General features: G+C 60.8%; 14 protein-coding genes. 8 read left to right on the top strand and 6 right to left on the bottom strand.

The features are described 5' to 3' along the window. The first annotated feature begins 174 nt into the window (after positions 1–174). The 5 genes from CFB46_RS08275 to CFB46_RS08255 are packed head-to-tail and all read left to right on the top strand — an operon-like array spanning position 175 to position 5612. Positions 175–1431 (top strand): lipopolysaccharide biosynthesis protein, encoded by a 1257-nt coding sequence (locus CFB46_RS08275; RefSeq protein ID WP_089499736.1) that lies wholly within the window; start codon positions 175–177, stop codon positions 1429–1431. Further along, a complete protein-coding gene (locus tag CFB46_RS08270) occupies positions 1428–2252 on the top strand; it encodes a glycosyltransferase (RefSeq protein ID WP_089499735.1) in 825 nt (274 codons plus the stop codon). The genes CFB46_RS08275 and CFB46_RS08270 overlap by 4 nt, the downstream gene beginning before the upstream one ends. Before the next feature lie 52 nt (positions 2253–2304). Then, on the top strand, positions 2305–3441 hold the full coding sequence (locus CFB46_RS08265; RefSeq protein ID WP_089499734.1) for a glycosyltransferase family 4 protein: 1137 nt from the start codon (positions 2305–2307) through the stop codon (positions 3439–3441). A gap of 14 nt (positions 3442–3455) precedes the next feature. Next, a complete protein-coding gene (galE, locus tag CFB46_RS08260; protein WP_089499733.1) occupies positions 3456–4478 on the top strand; it encodes a UDP-glucose 4-epimerase GalE in 1023 nt (340 codons plus the stop codon). 27 nt (positions 4479–4505) lie between these two features. Next, entirely contained in the window at positions 4506–5612 is a 1107-nt protein-coding gene (locus CFB46_RS08255) for an MraY family glycosyltransferase (protein WP_089499732.1), read from the top strand. 82 nt (positions 5613–5694) lie between these two features. On the opposite strand, the gene CFB46_RS08250 is transcribed toward CFB46_RS08255, so the two are convergent. The 4 genes from CFB46_RS08250 to CFB46_RS08235 are packed head-to-tail and all read right to left on the bottom strand — an operon-like array spanning position 5695 to position 10811. After that, entirely contained in the window at positions 5695–7578 is a 1884-nt protein-coding gene (locus tag CFB46_RS08250; protein ID WP_089499731.1) for a polysaccharide biosynthesis protein, read from the bottom strand. Between the two features lie 12 nt (positions 7579–7590). Further along, positions 7591–8607 (bottom strand): MraY family glycosyltransferase, encoded by a 1017-nt coding sequence (locus tag CFB46_RS08245; protein WP_089499730.1) that lies wholly within the window; start codon positions 8605–8607, stop codon positions 7591–7593. Positions 8608–8611: 4 nt separating this feature from the next. After that, a complete protein-coding gene (locus CFB46_RS08240; protein ID WP_089499729.1) occupies positions 8612–9577 on the bottom strand; it encodes an NAD-dependent epimerase/dehydratase family protein in 966 nt (321 codons plus the stop codon). Positions 9578–9626: 49 nt separating this feature from the next. After that, positions 9627–10811: a glycosyltransferase family 4 protein gene (locus CFB46_RS08235; RefSeq protein WP_089499728.1), complete on the bottom strand. Its 1185-nt coding sequence runs from the start codon at positions 10809–10811 to the stop codon at positions 9627–9629. A gap of 545 nt (positions 10812–11356) precedes the next feature. Here CFB46_RS08235 and CFB46_RS08230 point away from each other — a divergent pair. The 3 genes from CFB46_RS08230 to CFB46_RS08220 all read left to right on the top strand — a co-directional run bounded on the left by CFB46_RS08230 (position 11357) and on the right by CFB46_RS08220 (position 14942). Further along, positions 11357–12805 (top strand): mannose-1-phosphate guanylyltransferase/mannose-6-phosphate isomerase, encoded by a 1449-nt coding sequence (locus tag CFB46_RS08230; RefSeq protein WP_089499727.1) that lies wholly within the window; start codon positions 11357–11359, stop codon positions 12803–12805. Positions 12806–12884: 79 nt separating this feature from the next. After that, a complete protein-coding gene (locus CFB46_RS08225; RefSeq protein WP_089499726.1) occupies positions 12885–13991 on the top strand; it encodes a glycosyltransferase family 4 protein in 1107 nt (368 codons plus the stop codon). A gap of 78 nt (positions 13992–14069) precedes the next feature. Further along, complete coding sequence (locus tag CFB46_RS08220; protein ID WP_089499725.1) at positions 14070–14942, top strand: Stf0 family sulfotransferase; 873 nt, start codon at positions 14070–14072, stop codon at positions 14940–14942. Positions 14943–14993: 51 nt separating this feature from the next. Here the strand turns inward: CFB46_RS08220 and CFB46_RS08215 are convergent, their stop codons facing one another. Together CFB46_RS08215 and CFB46_RS08210 are read right to left on the bottom strand one after the other, a co-directional pair. Beyond that, on the bottom strand, positions 14994–16148 hold the full coding sequence (locus CFB46_RS08215) for an acyltransferase family protein (RefSeq protein ID WP_089499724.1): 1155 nt from the start codon (positions 16146–16148) through the stop codon (positions 14994–14996). 95 nt (positions 16149–16243) lie between these two features. After that, the gene (locus tag CFB46_RS08210) at positions 16244–18307 is read right to left on the bottom strand and encodes an acyltransferase family protein (RefSeq protein WP_089499723.1); all 2064 of its coding nucleotides are present in this window, start codon (positions 18305–18307) and stop codon (positions 16244–16246) included. Positions 18308–18368 lie beyond the last annotated feature (61 nt).

The raw sequence follows: 18368 nt of genomic DNA, 5'->3' as shown, positions 1-18368 counted from the left end.
GCATGATACTTGCCGGCCGGCACAACACGGCGAGCAACGGCTGGAGCGGCCGCGATCCCACTTATAATCGCGGGTTTTGATGACGCGCATATCGCCCATTTTAATGCCTAGCCGCTCCGCCGCCGCCCACCCGCCGCTTCCGGCCGCCCTCCGCGCGCGCCGCCGCTGCCGCGCATGCTGAAGCGCTTCGGCAACCCGGACGTCGCGAAGGCCGTCGCGAACCTCGTCTGGCTGGGGCTCGAACGGCTCACGCAGATCGGCGTCGCGATCGCGATCAGCGGACTGCTGGCCCGTTATTTCGGGCCAGATGTGTTCGGCAAATGGCAGTATGCGAATACGCTTCTCCTCGTACTGGCGCCGCTCACCTGGGTGTGCGGCGCGGAAATCCTCGTTCCGACCATCGTCCAGCGCCCGCCCGCCCAGCTCGGCGCGGTGCTCGGCAGCGCGTTCGTGCTGCGCATCGCCGTGTCGGTCGCCGCGCTCGTCGCGACCTGGATCGCGATCGCCGCGGGCGCCTTCGACCCGCTGGTCGGCGCGATGCTCGCGGGCCTCGCGGTCACCATGGTGTTCCGCGAGCCGTTCGTCGGCGTGATCAACGCGTGGCTGCAGAGCATGACCTACAGCAAGCCGCAGCTCGTCACCAGCATGGTCACCGCGCTCGCCAAGGCGCTGTTCGTCTGGCTGCTGGTCCGCGCGGCCGCCGGCCCCGCCCGCTTCGCATGGCTGTGGGCGCTGGAAGCCGCCGCGATCGGATTCGCCCTGCTGCTGTACTACCGCCATCGTAACGGCGGTGCGCTCGGCTGGACGTTCGACACACCGCTGTTCCGGCACTTTGCGACGGCCGGCACCGTGTTCTGGCTCGGTCTCATCTGCATGTACCTGTTCCTGAAGCTCGACCGCCTGATGCTCGAGCGTCACGTGTCGTTCGCCGATCTCGGCCGCTATTCGGCCGCGCAGCAGCTCAACGAGAACTGGATCACGCTCGCGCTGATGCTCGCGCAGACGATCGCGCCCGCCTTCGTCTACCGCGTGCAGGACGTCGCCCGGCTGCGCCGCAACATCGTCCGGTTGATCGCGATGACGGCCTGCCTGATGACGGCCGGCGCGCTCGTGCTCGACGCGGCCGCCCCGCTGATCGTCGGCAAGGTGTTCGGCCGCGGCTACGAGGCGTCGGTCGACATCTTCCGCTGGGCCGTCTGGCTGTCCGTGCCGGCCGGCATCGAGGCGATAGGCAATCTTATCGTTCTCAAATATCAAGCAAAATTCGTGTTGCTGACGAAATGGCTGCTCGCGCTGGCGATCGCCGCGCTCGTCAACCTGTTCGCGATCCCGCGGCTCGGCCTGTACGGCGCGCTCGTCGGGCTGGCGGCCGGCTATCTGGCAGCGGCCGCCGTCAACTTTTATTACATCCGTTTCAAGCTGCGAACATGACGCCCCCTGACTGCCCGCCCCCGCTCGACGACGTGGCCGTGCTGATGCCGGCCTACAACGGGCACGACGACGTCGTCCGGACCCTCGCGTCGTTTCGCGAGGATGCGCCCGTGCACGTGCTGATCGTCGACGACGGCAGCACGCCGCCGATCGTCGCGCCCGACTTGCCGGGCCTGTCGATCGACGTCCTGCGCATGCCGCAAAACGGCGGCATCGAACGCGCGCTGGCGGCCGGCATCGACGCGCTCGCGGCGCGCGGTTTCCGCTACGCGGCCCGCATCGATGCGGGCGATCTCGCCGCGCCGCAGCGCCTCGCGAAAGAGCGCGCCTATCTCGGCGCCCACCCGCGCGTGGCCTGCGTCGGCATGTGGACGCAGGTCGTGTCGCGCGCCGGCGAGCCGCGCTTCATGCTGACGCCGCCCGCCGATCCGCGCACGCTGCGCCGCACGCGCTTCCTGCGCTCGCCGCTCGTGCATCCGTCGGTCATGTTGCGCATCGACGCCGTGCGCGAAGTGGGCAACTATCGTGCGAAGTACCGCGCGGCCGAGGATCTCGATCTTTTTTTACGGTTAATGCAACGCTACGATTGCGCGAACCTGCCGGAACTCGGCCTGTATTACGAGCTTAACGAGGGCGGGATCAGTGCGACCAAACGCCGGCGCCAGCTGGTGTCGACGCTCACGCTGCTGCTGCGCCACTTCAACGTGCTGAACCCGTACGACTGGGCCGGCCTCGCCAAGAACCTGCTGCATTTCGTGACGCCGTACCGCACGCTGCAGCGGATCAAGCAGACGCTGTTCGCCGCGCGGCCGTCCGCTTGAGCGCGGATCCGGCCCCTTCGGCATTTTCGACGCTTTATTTTTTTCTTTTTTCATGTCCGCCACCTCCCCGCTGCGCATCGCGCTCGTCTGCAACACAGCCTGGGCGATCTACACGTACCGCCACGGTTTGATCCGTGCGCTCGTCGCGCGCGGCGCCGAGGTCGTCGTGATCGCGCCGCACGACCGCACGGTGCCGTTGCTCGAGCAGATGGGTTGCCGCTACGTGGCGCTCGCCGTCGCGTCGAAAGGCACGAGCCCGCGCGAGGATCTCGGCACGCTCGCCGCGCTGGTGCGCCACTACCGCGCGCTGCGGCCCGATCTCGTGTTCCATTACACGATCAAGCCGAACATCTACGGCTCGGTGGCCGCATGGCTCGCGCGCGTGCCGTCGATCGCGGTGACGACCGGCCTCGGCTACGTGTTCATCCAGAAGAGCCGCGCGGCGAGCGTCGCGAAGCGCCTGTACCGGTTCGCGTTCCGCTTCCCGCGTGAAGTGTGGTTCCTGAACCGCGACGATCTCGCGACCTTCACCGACGAGCGGTTGCTCGCGCATCCCGACCGCGCGCGGCTGCTGCACGGCGAAGGCGTCGATCTCGAACAGTTCGCGCCCGTGCCGCTGCCGGCCGGCGACGCGCCCGTGTTCGTCCTGATCGGCCGGCTGCTGTGGGACAAGGGCGTGCGCGAATACGTCGAGGCCGCGCGCGTCGTGCGCGAGCGCTTCCCGAACGCGCGCTTCCAGCTGCTCGGGCCGCTCGGCGTCGACAATCCGAGCGCGATCGGTCGCGCGGATGTCGATGCGTGGGTCGACGAAGGCATCGTCGAGTATCTCGGCGAAGCGCACGACGTGCGCCCGCACATCGCGGCGGCCGATTGCGTCGTGCTGCCGTCGTACCGCGAAGGCGTGCCGCGCACGCTGATGGAGGCATCGGCGATGGGCCGGCCGATCGTGGCGACCGACGTGCCGGGCTGCCGCGACGTCGTCGCCGACGGCGAAACGGGCTTTCTGTGCCGCGTGCGCGACGGCGCGAGCCTCGCCGAACAACTGAATCGCATGATCGCGCTCGGGCCGCAAGGCCGTGCGGCGATGGGCGCACGCGGCCGGCACAAGGTCGCGGCGGAATTCGACGAACAGCAGGTCGTCGAACGCTACCGGGAGACCATCCATTCGTTGACAGGATTCACACTCTAAGGAGCGCAACAGCAATGACCGCTAAAGGCACCATCCTCGTCACCGGCGGCGCGGGCTATATCGGCTCGCACACGGCCGTCGAGCTGCTCGACAACGGCTACGACGTCGTGATCGTCGACAACCTCGTCAACAGCAAGGCCGAGTCCGTGCGACGCATCGAGCGGATCACGGGCAAGACGCCCGCGTTCCACCAGGTCGACGTGTGCGACGAAGCCGCGCTCGCGAAGGTGTTCGACGCGCACCCGATCACCGGCACGATTCACTTCGCGGCGCTCAAGGCCGTCGGCGAATCGGTCGCGAAGCCGCTCGAGTACTACCAGAACAACATCGGCGGCCTGCTCGCCGTGCTCAAGGTCATGCGCGAGCGCAACGTCAGGCAGTTCGTGTTCAGTTCGTCCGCGACCGTGTACGGCGTGCCCGAGCGCTCGCCGATCGACGAATCGTTCCCGCTGTCCGCGACCAACCCGTACGGCCAGTCGAAGCTGATCGCCGAGCAGATCCTGCGCGATCTCGAGGTATCGGACCCGTCGTGGCGGATCGCGACGCTGCGTTACTTCAACCCGGTCGGCGCGCATGCGAGCGGGCTGATCGGCGAGGATCCGGCCGGCATTCCGAACAACCTGATGCCTTACGTCGCGCAGGTCGCGGTCGGCAAGCTGGAGAAGCTGCGCGTATTCGGTTCGGATTACCCGACGCCGGACGGCACGGGCGTGCGCGACTACATCCACGTCGTCGATCTCGCGAAGGGGCACATCGCTGCGCTCGACGCGCTGGCGAAGCGCGACGCGAGCTTCGTCGTGAACCTCGGCACGGGCCAGGGCTACAGCGTGCTGGAAGTCTTGCGCGCGTTCGAGAAGGCATCGGGCCGGCCGGTGCCGTACGAGCTCGTCGCGCGCCGGCCGGGCGACATCGCCGAGTGCTATGCGAACCCGCAGGCCGCGGCCGACATCATCGGCTGGCGTGCAACGCTCGGCATCGAGGAAATGTGTGCCGACCACTGGCGATGGCAGGAGGGCAACCCGCGCGGTTTTGTATAATCCGCTGTCCATTTTTCGAGCGATCCCATGCTCAGCTTCGCGTCCGGCTTCATCGTCTCCCTGCTCGTCACGCTGTTCATCGTGCGCTACGCGCACCTTCACGAGAAATTCTCGGTCGACAGCGATCTGGCCGGCGTGCAGAAATTCCACGTGCGGCCCGTGCCGCGGGTCGGGGGCATCGGGATCCTCGCCGGGGTCGTCGTTGCCGCGCTGCTCCTGTCGCGGCGCTACCCGACGATCGCCGGCAGCATTCTCGGGATCGCCGCCTGCGGGTTGCCCGCATTCCTGTCCGGCCTCGTCGAGGACCTGACCAAGCGCGTGTCGCCGCGCGCACGGCTGCTCTGCACGATGGGCGCGGCCGCGCTGGCGTTCTGGCTGATGGGCATCGCCGTCACGCGCATCAGCGTGCCGCCGCTCGATTTCCTGCTCCACTACGTCGCTATCTCGGCGTTCATCACGGTGCTCGCGGTTGCGGCGCTCGCGAACGCGATCAACATCATCGACGGCTTCAACGGGCTCGCGTCGATGGTCAGCTTCATGATGTTCGCGTCGCTCGCGTACGTCGCGTTCCACGTCAACGACCCGGTGGTGATGTCCGCGTCGATCATCATGATGGGCGCGGTGCTCGGGTTTTTCCTGTGGAATTTCCCGGCCGGGCTGATCTTTCTCGGTGACGGCGGCGCGTATTTCATCGGGTTCATGCTGGCCGAGCTTGCGATCATGCTCGTGATGCGTAATCGCGAAGTGTCCGCTTGGTATCCGGTGCTGCTGTTCATGTATCCGATCTTCGAGACCTGCTTCTCGATCTATCGGAAGAAGTTCATCCGCGGGATGTCGCCGGGGATTCCGGACGGTGTGCATCTGCACATGCTCGTGTACAAGCGGTTGATGCGGTGGGCGGTGGGGACGAAGCATGCGCACGATCTGACGCGACGGAATTCACTCACTTCGCCTTATCTTTGGCTCCTGTGCCTCGTTGCCGTGATTCCAGCGACACTGTTCTGGCGGCATACCGTGCATCTGTTCGTTTTTGTCGTGCTGTTCGCGCTGACGTATGTGTGGCTCTATCTCAGCATCGTAAGGTTCAGGGCGCCTAGGTGGATGGTGGTGAGGAAGGAGAAGCGGGGGCACTGAGCCCGACACACTTGAAACAACAAAGCGCCCCGCAGGGCGCTTTTTCTTGTTCTGGCGAACGCACGGCGGCGCCTGCCGGCGCTCACTCGTTCGATACGGCTCGCGCCGTTGGCACGCTTTGCAGCACCGGCGCAACGGTCGTCTGATATTCGGGCACCCAGCGCCGCAGATCGCGCCGCACCTCATCGTCACTCAGCACACGGTGCTGCATCAGCCACGGCAACAGTTCATCCAGCAGATGGTCCGGCACTTCCCGGGCGCGGGCGATCCGCAGCTTCGGATGCGGCGTGCGCGTCGTCGTTTCGTCGTCCGCAAGCAGTTCCTCGTACAGTTTCTCGCCCGGGCGCAGCCCCGTGAAATCGATCCGAATCTGCCCTTCGGAAAAGCCGTAAAGGCGAATCAGGTCGCGCGCGAGATCGACGATCTTGACCGGTTCACCCATGTCCAGAATAAAAATCTCGCCACCGCGCCCCATGCTCGACGCCTGCAGCACGAGTTGCGATGCTTCCGGAATCGTCATAAAAAAGCGCGTGATCTCGGGGTGCGTGACCGTCACCGGGCCGCCCTTCGCGATCTGCTGCTGGAACTTCGGAATCACACTGCCGGCGCTACCAAGGACGTTGCCGAAGCGCACAGTCTCGAATTGCGTGCCGTGGCTCGTCTGCTGCAGCGCCTGACACGCCATCTCGGCAAGACGCTTGCTCGCACCCATCACGTTGGTCGGATTGACCGCTTTGTCGGTGGAGATCAACACGAAATGGCGCACGTCGTGGCGAATCGCCGAGCGTGCGACGCGGTAGGTGCCAAGCACGTTGTTGCGCAGCGCCTGCCACGCGTTGTGTTCTTCCATCAGCGGCACGTGCTTGTATGCGGCCGCGTGGAAGACGATATGCGGCGCATAGCGCGACATCACCTGGTCGAGCAGCAGTGAATCCTTGGCGTCGCCGATGATCGGCACGACGGGCTGGTCGGGAAAGCGCTCGCGCAATTCTTCGGCGAGGCGATACATCGCGTATTCGGACAGATCGAACGCGATCAGTTGCGCCGGCTTGAAACGGAGGATTTGCCGGCACAGCTCGGAACCGATCGAACCGCCCGCACCGGTCACCATCACGACGCGCCCGCGCAGCAGCGCCTCGACGTGCGGTGTATCGATCGTCACGGCATCGCGGCCGAGCAAGTCCTCGAGGTCGATGTTCCGCACCTGCGACAGGAACCCCTGCCCTGGCATCAGCGCGGTCAGCGATGGCAACACCATCGCCTTGACGCCGGCACGCACGCACAGCGTCGCGACGCGGCGCTGCGTTTCAACGGATGCCGTCGGAATCGCGATGATCGCGTACTCCACCTTCATCGCGTCGGTCCAGTGCTTCAAGTCGTTGAACGAGCCGAGCACCTTGTAGCCGTAGATCTCGCGTCCTTGCTTGGTCGGGTCGTCGTCGAGGAGGCCGACTAGGCGCCATTCACCCGAACGCGACAGCTCACGCGCAAGACTCGCGCCAGCCGTGCCGGCACCAAGCACGAGTACCGGTTTGCCCTGGCCAACCAGCCCGCCATAAAGGTAGAACTCCTTCGTCGCGCGGTAGAGCGCGCGAGCGCCGCCCATCGCGAGGAACAGCATCAGCGGTGATAAAAGCAATACCGAGCGCGGGATGATAGGTGACGGCTGGAACATCACGGCACCGATCATCACGATCACGCCGCCGCCGATCACTGCCTTCGAGATCCGAACCAAGTCGGGGAGGCTCGCGAACACCCACAGGCCGCGATACAGGCCGAACACGTGGAACATCAACGCGTAGACGGGCAGCACCCACATGAGCGCAATCAGCGCGCCGCCCATGAAGTCAGACGGGACGCTACCGTTGAATCGGACGAGATAGGCGAACAACCAGGCGGCGGTAACCCCCGTCAGGTCGAACAGGAAAGCGCTTAGCGAAAGCCATGATGCTTTGGATCGCAACATCGGCAGGAAACCTCAAGAGTTGTTTTCGGCGTCCGACTGAAACCGGCGCCAACGCATGTCGATTACCAATCCAATACATGCCAGGACGCCGTACCAGGCGAAGAACGACAGCCACTGCTGCAGCTCGGGGCGGCCCCTTGCCCACACGGCGACGATTATGCCTGCGAGCATGATGAGGTACCAATAAAGAGCGGTCCGTCGGTGACCTACACCGGCCCGGACCATTCTCTGATAATAGTGCTCCCGGTGCGCCTGCCAGAACTGTTCGCCACGTAACAGACGTCTCAAAAGTGTTACAGATGCATCGGCAATAAAGGGCGCGAACACTAGCGCAGGGAACCAGATCGGCCAGATGTCGGCTCGCCAGCCCCAATAGCCGAGCGCTCCGGCCAGAAATCCAAGCGGAATCGAACCGGCATCGCCGAGAAACAGCCGGGCCGGATGGAAATTCAGTAGCAGGAAGCCGAACGCGGCGCCGGCGACAGCCGAGCCGGCCACAATCAGGTCCGGCGAGGGTGTCGGGCCAGTGAGTGCCGCGATCGCGTATGCGCCAAAGCCGAATAGCGCCATGCCGCCCGCGAGGCCGTCGGCGCCGTCCATGAAGTTATATAGATTCGTCAGCCAGACCATCACGAAACCGATGCCGACCAGCAGCCACCACGGTGCGGCGGCCGGAAACATGACGATCAGCGCGACCACCGCCGCGAGATGAGCCGAGAACCGTACGCGGGCGGGCAGCCCACGCCTGTCATCAATCTGGGAAATTGCGGCGAGCCCGGCAACGGCGATGGCAACCAGCCACAAGTGCGGCGCCAGCGCCAGCAGCGCGACGACGCAGACGGGCACGATGCCCCATCCGCCGACGCGCGGCGTCGGCAGTGTATGGAGCGAACGGTCGTTCGGAATGTCGGTGGCAAGGCGCCACGCAAGTCCGGTCGCGAGCAGCACGCGCAGGATGGCCGACGACGCAAGTACAGCGGCCAACGCCACCACAGCTGCAGTGATCCAGGACGGAGTTGCGAGAAGCATGTGTTTATTTTCGGGTATCGCGCGAACGATACCATGTGGCGGTAGCTTCGAGTCCTTGCTGTACCGTAAATGGAGGTTTCCAGTCCAACAGACGTTTCACGTGGGTGGTATCGAGCCGCAAGCTTCCCGTTAGACGGTCGACTGCAGCACGTCGACCAGTCAGTGTGCCAAGTACCTGCAACACCGCAACCGGCACTGGAAATAACCTCGCCGGCCTGCCGAGCCCCGCGCCGACCGAGCGCAATAGCTCCACGATTGAAAGGGCGTCGTCATCGGCGACGTGAAAGCACTCACCCGCAGCGCGTGGATCACTTGCGCACCGCAGCAGGCTGTCGGCCAGATTTTCGATATACACGAGACTGCGGCGAGCAGTGACGCTCCCCAGCGGAAGCGGAATCCCCATGTCGACGGCTTTCATCAGCCCCAGGAAATTGGCGCCAACGCCCGGGCCGTAGACGAGGGGCGGTCTTACAATGACCACTTCAAGACCCTCCGTTTGCCCGAACTTCCGGATCGCCAGTTCGGACTCGAGTTTGGACCTGCCGTACGGATCCGTCGGCATTGGCTCGTCGTCCTCGCGCCATGGCCGTCCCGGCTCCCCTTCCCCCAGCGCCTTGATACTACTTACCAATACCAAGCGACGAGCACCAGCTCGCAACGCTGCCCTTGCGACGTTCAAGGAACCTTCGGCATTTACCGCCCGGAAGGCGGCAAGCGGGTCCGCCACCCGATCCCGCATGACATGGACGCGAGCCGCCAGATGAATAACAACATCGCAAGGGCCGAGTTTGGGGAAGCCGTTCGCAACACCGGCGAAGTTGTCGTCACCAACCACACATTCATGAATGTAGGATTCGCATACGCCGGGCCGGCGCACCAGTCCAATCACGTGATTGCCTTGTACGTGTGCACGTAAACTGACAACGCGGCCCACGAATCCGTTTGCACCGCTAATCGCAATTCGCATCATGCGTACCTTTCAATGAACGGCGCGACTGCATGTCGCGCCATTGCAGTATTCACGCCGCCACCGAACGGTACACGTCGCAAGTTTTCTCGACCGTTGCGGACCACGTAAACTCGGCGGCCCGACGCAAGCCCTTCGCAACCAGTTCGCCACGCAGCGACTCATCGTTCAGCATGCGTTCAAGACCATCCGAGATGGCGTCGACCGCATACGGATCGACCTCCCATGCCGCCCCTCCGGCCACCTCGGGCAACGAAGTGACGTTTGAGGTCAGCACCGGCACGCCGCTCGCCATCGCCTCCGCGACCGGCAGACCAAATCCTTCGTAAAGCGAGGGGTACGCAAATACCGCCGCCGATGCGAACAACTGCACTAGCTCGTTACGAGACACATATCCGGGCGCGATCAATTGACCGGCCTTTGCCAGCGGTTCGATTTCCCGCATCAGAGCCGAATTCATCCAACCGTCAGCGCCGATCAAAACGAGGGGAAACGCCTGGCGGACTGCAATCGGCAGGCGAGAGAACGCCTCCACTAGGCGGCGTAGGTTTTTCCGGGGCTGAAGCGTGCATACCGACAGCACGAAGCCCCCGTAGCGCAATCCGAAACGCGATAGCATCGGCTCGCATTCGTCTTGGGCCTGAGGCCTAAAACAGGACTCCACGCCAAGATGGATCGCGAACACCTTGTCATCCGGCAAACCGTAGATCTCGTGAATAGCCTGCTTCGTGTAGTGGCTCACCGCAATCACGGCCCGCGCCTGCTCCAGAGTCCGGGGTAGTCCGTCGTTCAGGTATTTAATGGCGACTTTCGGATGAAATTCCGGGTGGCGGCGATGCGATAGATCGTGAATCGTAACGATCGTCGGCCCGCGATACGGGGACGCGATGAAATTCGTTTCGTGGTAAATATAGCCGCGAGCGGCAAAATCATTGCGCGGCCGCGCCGAAGCCAATCCTCTGAGCAATGTGCGCGCCTCATAGGCCCCTGGAACATTCCGAGCCGCACGAACTGCAGACGCTAGCGGCCCGCGGGTAACCCGAGCTGCCCTTCTCAGTGCGGCGTTGTCGCACATCAATTCGCCGAGGCTAGCGCCTTCGTAGACTGCCTGGCCGACCCATCCTGCCAAAGCTTCGATATCCCGTTGAGTTCGCAGTCCTTCCAGCAAATGCTGGGTGTAGTAGCCGACGCCGCTCCTCGGAGGCCGCAGCGAATTGAGATCAAAAACGAGCTTCATGCGGTCCACTAACGACTGATTGGTAAGACTGTTGGATTCTTTCCGGGGCGGCACTTGGACATCGACCACGCGTTTGCTTCGATCGCGAGACCCTCGTCGCGCCGCACCCCGCAACGGATTCAGCCGGTAGGAACTGGAACACGCGGAATACGGATGTCATGTCAGCCACGGACAGGGGGCAATAGCTTAACACTCGCCTGCCGTGAAGCGCCCGCGCGACAGTCCGCTTGCGTGCCCCACTGCCGCGTACTGCGCCACGCCCCCATTTCTGGAGCTGTGGACCCGCGCACGTACGCGCGGCGCGGGTTCAGGCTCGAAGTGGCACTCTTATGTCGCCAAGATCGTGCGAGCCCGTGCATCCTGGTTCTGCGCCAACACTGAAGCCGCCGAAGTAATCCGGCATAGCCCTGTGGCGCTGGTCCAAGCGCCACCCCTGGCGGCGAGCCATAAAAATTTGTAACCTATTGCGTTGGATGAGGCGGGGACCGCACGAATCTCGGCTAGAATCACTTATTGCACCATAGATTCCTGCCGCTTAAGTTCACATGAGCATTGTTCCCATCATTATCTGCGGTGGCGCGGGCACCCGCCTTTGGCCGGTCTCGCGTGAAGCGTTTCCGAAACCTCTGCTCAAGCTGGCGGACGGTCAATCACTCCTGCAAAAGACTTATCTTCGCGCGTGCGGCATTCCTGGCATCGAGGAAATCGTGTTCGTCACGAATCGCGAAACATATTTCCTGACCAAGGACGAATGCACTGAAATTCGCCAAGACGGCGTCAAGATGGGGTTCGTACTCGAACCGGCATCGCGCAATACCGCGGCAGCGATCGAAGCCGCTGCACTGGTCGTGCGTGAGCGCCATGGTCCGGAAGCGGTCATGCTCGTCATGCCAGCGGACCATTTGATCAACGATCTCGCAGCATTCAATGCGGCGGTCTTGAAGGCATCGGACGCAGCCAACGCCGGCAAGGTGGTGGCGTTCGGCGTGAAGCCGACCCGCGCTGAAACCGGCTTCGGCTATATCCAGTACGAAGGCGGCACGCATGAAGAAAGTGGCGCTTGCGACATCGTCAGCTTCGTCGAGAAACCGAACGCCGAAGTGGCTGCAAAGCTCGCGACTGACGGTCAGCATGCGTGGAATGCCGGTATTTTCTGTTTCGCTGCCCAGACGATGCTCGACGAAATGGAAACGCTGGCGACCGACGTTGCCGAGCCGGTCAAGCAAGCCATTCCTGACGGAAGCTGGACCTCGGCCGGCGAGGATTACGTCGTGGAACTAACGCGTGCAGCATTCGAAATGGCAAAAGACATCTCGATCGACTACGCCGTGATGGAGCGCACGAACAAGGCGGCAGTCGTACCCTGCGACATCGGGTGGAGCGACATCGGCTCCTGGCTCGCTATCAGTGATCTGATCCAGCCCGACGACCAGGGAAACCGGATTGAGGGCGCCGCCCTTCTGCACGACACATCGAATTGCTATTTCCGTTCCGAAGACCGGATGATCGGTGCCGTGGGCGTAGAGGACCTGGTGGTCGTGGACACCCCGGACGCGCTGTTGATCGCCCGGCGCGACCGCGCGCAGGACGTCAAGCAAATTGTCTCGCAGTTGAAGCAATCGAACCACGACGCCTATCGGATCCATCGCACGGTTCATCGTCCGTGGGGCACGTATACGGTGCTCGAAGAGGGCGATCGCTTCAAGATGAAGCGCATCGTCGTCAAGCCCGGCGCGTCGTTGTCGTTGCAGATGCACCACCATCGAAGTGAACATTGGATTGTCGTGCGCGGATGTGCAGACGTCGTCAATGGTGAACGCATCATTTCGCTACAACCGAACGAGTCGACATATATTCCTGCTGGGCACAAACATCGTCTGCTTAATCCGGGTGTCGTCGACCTCGTACTCATCGAAGTACAGTGCGGCGAATATCTCGGGGAAGACGATATCGTCCGCTTCGAGGACGTCTACGGGCGGGCGCCTGCAACCTGACACCAAGCGGCGCGATACTCAAGGGGGCGATACGATATCGCCCCCTGCCGTTTGCGCTTCTTTGGTGACCTGAAGCGATATGCACGTTTTACATTTCTACAAAACCTACCGCCCGGACTCGATGGGAGGGGTAGAAGAACTGATCGGCCAGGTATGCTCAGGCGCCAGCAAGCACGGAATCACCAGTGAAGTCCTGACCGTAAGCACGGACACGACTTCTGTGGACTTTGGTGACCATGTTCACCATCGAGCCAAGGTGAACATCCAAATTGCGTCTTCTCCATTCTCGGTTGCGGCGTTCCGGCGCTTTGCCGAACTGGCCCGACAGGCCGATGTCATCCATTACCACTTCCCGTGGCCTTTCATGGATGTCGTCCATTTCGCAACGCGTTGTCGGAAACCGTCGGTCGTCACATACCATGCCGACATCACGCGGCAGAAGGTCCTGCTTCAGGCTTACAAACCCCTGCAGCGCCTCTTTCTACGCGACGTCGATCGAATCGTCACGACATCACCCAACTACCTTGAGACAAGTCCCGTATTGCGTCAATTCAAGGACAAGGTTGATGTTATTCCGATTGGTCTCGATGAAACTCGCTACCCTGCAGTCGACCCAAAGCGAGTGGCGTATTGGCACAACCAGGTAGGTTCGAAATTTTTTCTGTTCGTCGGCAATTTGCGCTACTACAAAGGCCTGCACATCCTGTTGGATGCGCTCGTCGACACGTCGATGAAGGTGGTAATCGTCGGCGCCGGGCCGGTCGAGAGCGAACTCAAGGCGCAGGCCGCACGCCTCGGGCTAGGTGATCGTGCGATATTCGTCGGTGCCGTGTCCGACGAAGACAAGGTTGCCCTTCTCAGCACGTGCCACGGCCTCACGTTTCCGTCGCATCTCCGCGCCGAGGCATTCGGCATTTCGCTGGTCGAAGGGGCCATGTTCGGCAAAGCGTTGATTTCCGCCGAGATTGGTACGGGTACCTCGTACGTGAATATCGCGGACAGAACGGGACTCGTTGTTCCCCCAAACGATCCCGCCGCCCTACGCGTTGCGATGACGAGGCTGTGGAGCGATTCAGAGCTGGCTGCAACACTTGGTAAACACGCGCGTGAGCGATTCGAGCAAAATTTGACTTCCGGACAGATGATTGACCGCTACGTCGATCTTTACCATCAATTGTCTCGGTAAAGGGGTGCGGCAGGCGACGCCGGGGGCACCCGTGAGGCCGAGTCGACTCATGACAATCATTACCCTTGCAAGCAAACGATGTCGCAGCGCATTGATAAAACAACGCTCCTGAGCCGACTGCAAGAAGCCGGCATAAAGAGGACCTTTACGATTGCATTTACCCCTCGCTGTGGCAGCACCGTCTTATCCAATGCGCTGACCGGAGCGGGCCTTGGGCGTCCCACCGAGTACTTCCAGTATCCCTACTCCGAGCAGTCGCCATTTGGGGTAACGCCCACGGAGCGATTCGAAGAAAATTTTGAAGCGCTGGTACTTGATCGAAGCGCCAATGGTGTTTTTGGTTCAAAGATCATGCACGATCATCGTGCACACCTTGATGACTGGTTGGCAAGCAGCGTTAACGGCTACGTAACGCTGGACGACATCTTGCCCAATCACCGATGGGTTTATATCCGGCGAGAAAATTCGATCAAGCAAGCTGTATCTCTCTACATTGCAGACGAAACCGGTGTATGGCACATGCCGGCAGGCGATGATTCAGGCACGTCTCCCCCGGAGATTCGATACGACTTCTTCGCAATTCTGACGAAGCTGATGATGCTTTTGTCACATGAAGCTAACTGGGACGCCTATTTCGACAAGACCGGTATCAAACCGTTGCGCATGACATATGAATCGCTGACAGCTTCGCCGTCCAAGTTCTTTACGGCGATGGCAGATCATCTGAACGTTCCTACGCACGAAATCACCAGTACACATTTGAGCAGCAGCGGTGGTCTGGACAAGATATCCGACCGAATGAGCGACGTTTATCGAGACATTCGTGAACGCTTTACGGAAGATTTTCTCGGCATCGGACGGCGTGATAACCGTGCAAGGCTCGGTGCAGGCCTAGAGCGCTGGGTCGATTTCTTCGGCAACCAGCGCTGGAGAATCGACGATCCTCAATAAGCGAGATATCCACCGGTACGCGGGTACGCTGTGACCGGCGCAATAGTGCGTTCACCCTCCCGCGCCCTTGATCAATGAGCGCATTTGATCTTTGCGCGGCTCAGCAAGAAAGAGCTGTCGCCACGAATTGACATTCCTGAACTCCACGAAACGATACGTCATCGCGGAAAGAAATACCGTCGCCCCAATGAAGCAGGCGATCCGTATGACTCCTGCTCCGCCGAGATCGATCTGCAACGCGCGCAATACCGGCAGATGCCAGAGATATACGCTGTAGCACCCCATGCCGAATACCTGCAGCACGCGAAAACGCAATAACCTTCCAAACAGAGACCCGTTGCTAAGGGCAGCGACCACAAACAACACCAACGCAATATCGAGCACGTTGTTCAGGACGGCAGTCCATTCGGCCCGAATCTGTTTGTCGAGACACCCGGCAAAACCGCAAGAGGCCACGACGAGCAGCGCCGTCGCCACAAGAGGCAGAACGCGGCGACCGTGCGGCCATTGTCCGGCCACATAAGAACGCGCAAGCCACATGCCAATAACGAACTCATCGAGTCGGCCGATGAGAAGCGCGTCGATGACCCAATCTGGTCCGAAAAACACCGGATAGTAAATTCTCCGGAGTAGCCGGACACACAACGAAAAGACAATTGTGAAGCCAAGCAGCCGTGTCAAACCGATCCGCTCCGCAAGCGTAACCAAGAGCGGAAATATCAGGCTGAAGAGTACTTCCGTTCCTACGGACCAGAGCGCCCAATTGGAAGACGGCGAGTACGTAGTCGGAAAAAACGGGAATGTAAAAGTCAGGCAGCGGACGATCTCGCGGATTGTCCGTTCATTTGCATTAACGCCTTGTCCGCTCAGAGCGAACGTCGCCACCACGACAAAAAAATAAAGGGGCATCAGACGAAGAAAGCGATGCCTGTAGAACTGAACGACCTCTTCGCACCCGGCGAAGCTTCGTTTGCCCGCCGCATACGGCAAATAGAGCACGAAACCCGAAAGGATGAAGAACAGGTTCACGCCTATCCAACCACTCCACAATATCGGCTCGGTAGGCATGCCCCAAAGGCGCGGTGGCGTCGGAACAAGAACAAAACTCAAGTGATGCCAGACGACTGCAAGAATGGCAATTCCGCGCAGTCCGTTGATCTCAGCAAGGCGAGAAATGCGAGCTCCGCGCTCAGAAACAGTGGCCATAATTTCCGTCGATCACCCTTTACCGCCACGTCGCGCGTATTGCCAGCACCTCCGATACGCGCGACGCGTGGCCCAAATTCGCTGCCTCGATTTTATTACAGCAACTTCAACATAAGCGATTCGAAGCCAGGCAGTACGCGCAAATTGCCATATCCGCTAATGTGATCACCATCGAAGAACAGCGGTCGTTTGCCGTCATATGCTGAGCACGTTTTATCCGAACATAGCCCTGGCAACGGATCCCAAGTATATACATTCGGCACTTTTGCTTCCATCTGCGCATATGACTGCAGAATCGGCGCTCGCATCTCGTCGATTTCACTGCGATTCATCAACGGCCCGCGCTCGCAAATCGGATTGTGCCGATTGAACCAGTCCGAGCAACGATATGGAACCATGCGGAAAATCGGCTTCGGCGCTTCCAGTACGACTTTGGCACCATGCTTCTCTATATCCAGCAATATCGGGATGGCCTCTTCAACTGATCGAGTCCGGCCTTTGACTGCCTCGTCACCAAACAACTGATTCCGCGCAGTCTCGTCGCCAAAGTAAGCCCATTGATCGATCATTCGGGGCAAACGTAATGAGGGCAAGAAAACCACGTCACCAGGCTGTAGCTTCGTCAGCATATCCTTCAACGCCGAATCGCCGTACTGATGACAAACCGGGTTACCTTCCTCGCGCCACGGCTGCAAACTAAGAAATGGACAACCGGCATTGTTGTAAGCATAGACCGTGACACCTGTTTGCACGACGAACTGCTTGAACATGCCCGAATAGGCCATCGCATGAGAATCGCCAATCACGAAAATCCGATGCGAACTCTTCACCGGCAGATCGCAACTCTTGCGCGAATAGACCCAGAGCTGCCCGCCTTGCACGTCCTGAGGCGCGACGTCGGTATGACAACCGGGGAAAGCAGGATTCGTATCGGTTCCGTACGGATACCAATCGTCTCCGTGTCTCGTCACGGTGCTCAGTGAAAATTTGGGTTGAGCTTCAGCCATCATCGACGACAGCCCCGCGCCGCCAATCATCAAGCAAAGCCCGCATCCAACGATGACGAGCCGCGGAATCCGGGTTGTCGACAAGCCGTGGCGGAATGGTTCCTCAATGAAACGGTACGACGCCATCGCCAACGCGAACGTCATCACGACGGCACAAACGATTGCAACCGGCGACTCAAGCCCCGTCGTCCAACGCAGCACCACGTAAATTGGCCAGTGCCACAAGTAGAGCGAATAGGAAATTCGCCCGACAAAACGAGCTGGACCACTTTCAAGGATCGTCGAGATGAAACCTGCGTGCTCACGGCGATATAAGAATCCCAGCAGGCCGACAGTGCCGATCACGGGAATGATCGCGCCCGGGAACGGATAATGATCCGACTTCGAAATCACGAGCCCGACCACCACGATCGCCAACGATAACCATGCCCCGATCTTGATGCCCGCTGTCGCGGGCGCTCGGGTCGATTCATTCGTGACGAATCCAGAGAGCACGAAACATTGGTACAGCAAAACGCCGGCGGCCAACTCCCAAAATCGACCAAAAATGAAGTAGAACGCTTGCGTTTGGTTTGCCTGTCCGAGCCAGTGCCCCCAAACGAAGGATGCACCGAACCCGGCAGCAATCAGAATCACTGACAGATGGCGCCAGTTCTTTCGGGCGAGCCAAGCCCAGAACAAAAACGGAAAGGCCAAATAGAACTGTTCCTCAACGCCAAGCGACCAAGTATGCGTGTAGGGGTTGAATTCGGCGGTCGGAGAAAAGTAATCGTTGCCCACCGAGCCCAAAATGAAATTGCTCAGGCCGAAAAACGCATAGAGTCCGGTCTTTTGGCTCTTATCACTCAGATACGACGACGGGATGAACAATGCGGAAACGAGCCCCGTCACAAGCAGCACGATGATCAGCGCAGGCAAAATTCGCCGCATCCGTCGTGCGTAGAACAGCAGCAGAAATCGCCCGATCGAGATCGAGCCGAGATTTGCGACCGAAGAGCTGACGACGAAACCGGAGATGACGAAAAAGATATCGACCCCCGAAAAACCGCCGGGAAGCCAATGTGCGTTCAGATGGAAAAGCATGACGGACAACACCGCCAATGCACGCAGGCCGTCGATATACGGAAAATAGGCTGTCTTCGCACTCGCCATTGCTATTTATCTTAAAAGTAGGGCCATTATCACTACCCGAGCGATATCCCGCCCGAGCAGG

It is taken from the genome of Burkholderia sp. HI2761 (genome assembly GCF_002223355.1).
Lineage (GTDB): Bacteria > Pseudomonadota > Gammaproteobacteria > Burkholderiales > Burkholderiaceae > Burkholderia.
This window is presented reverse-complemented; position numbering and strand designations above follow the sequence as displayed.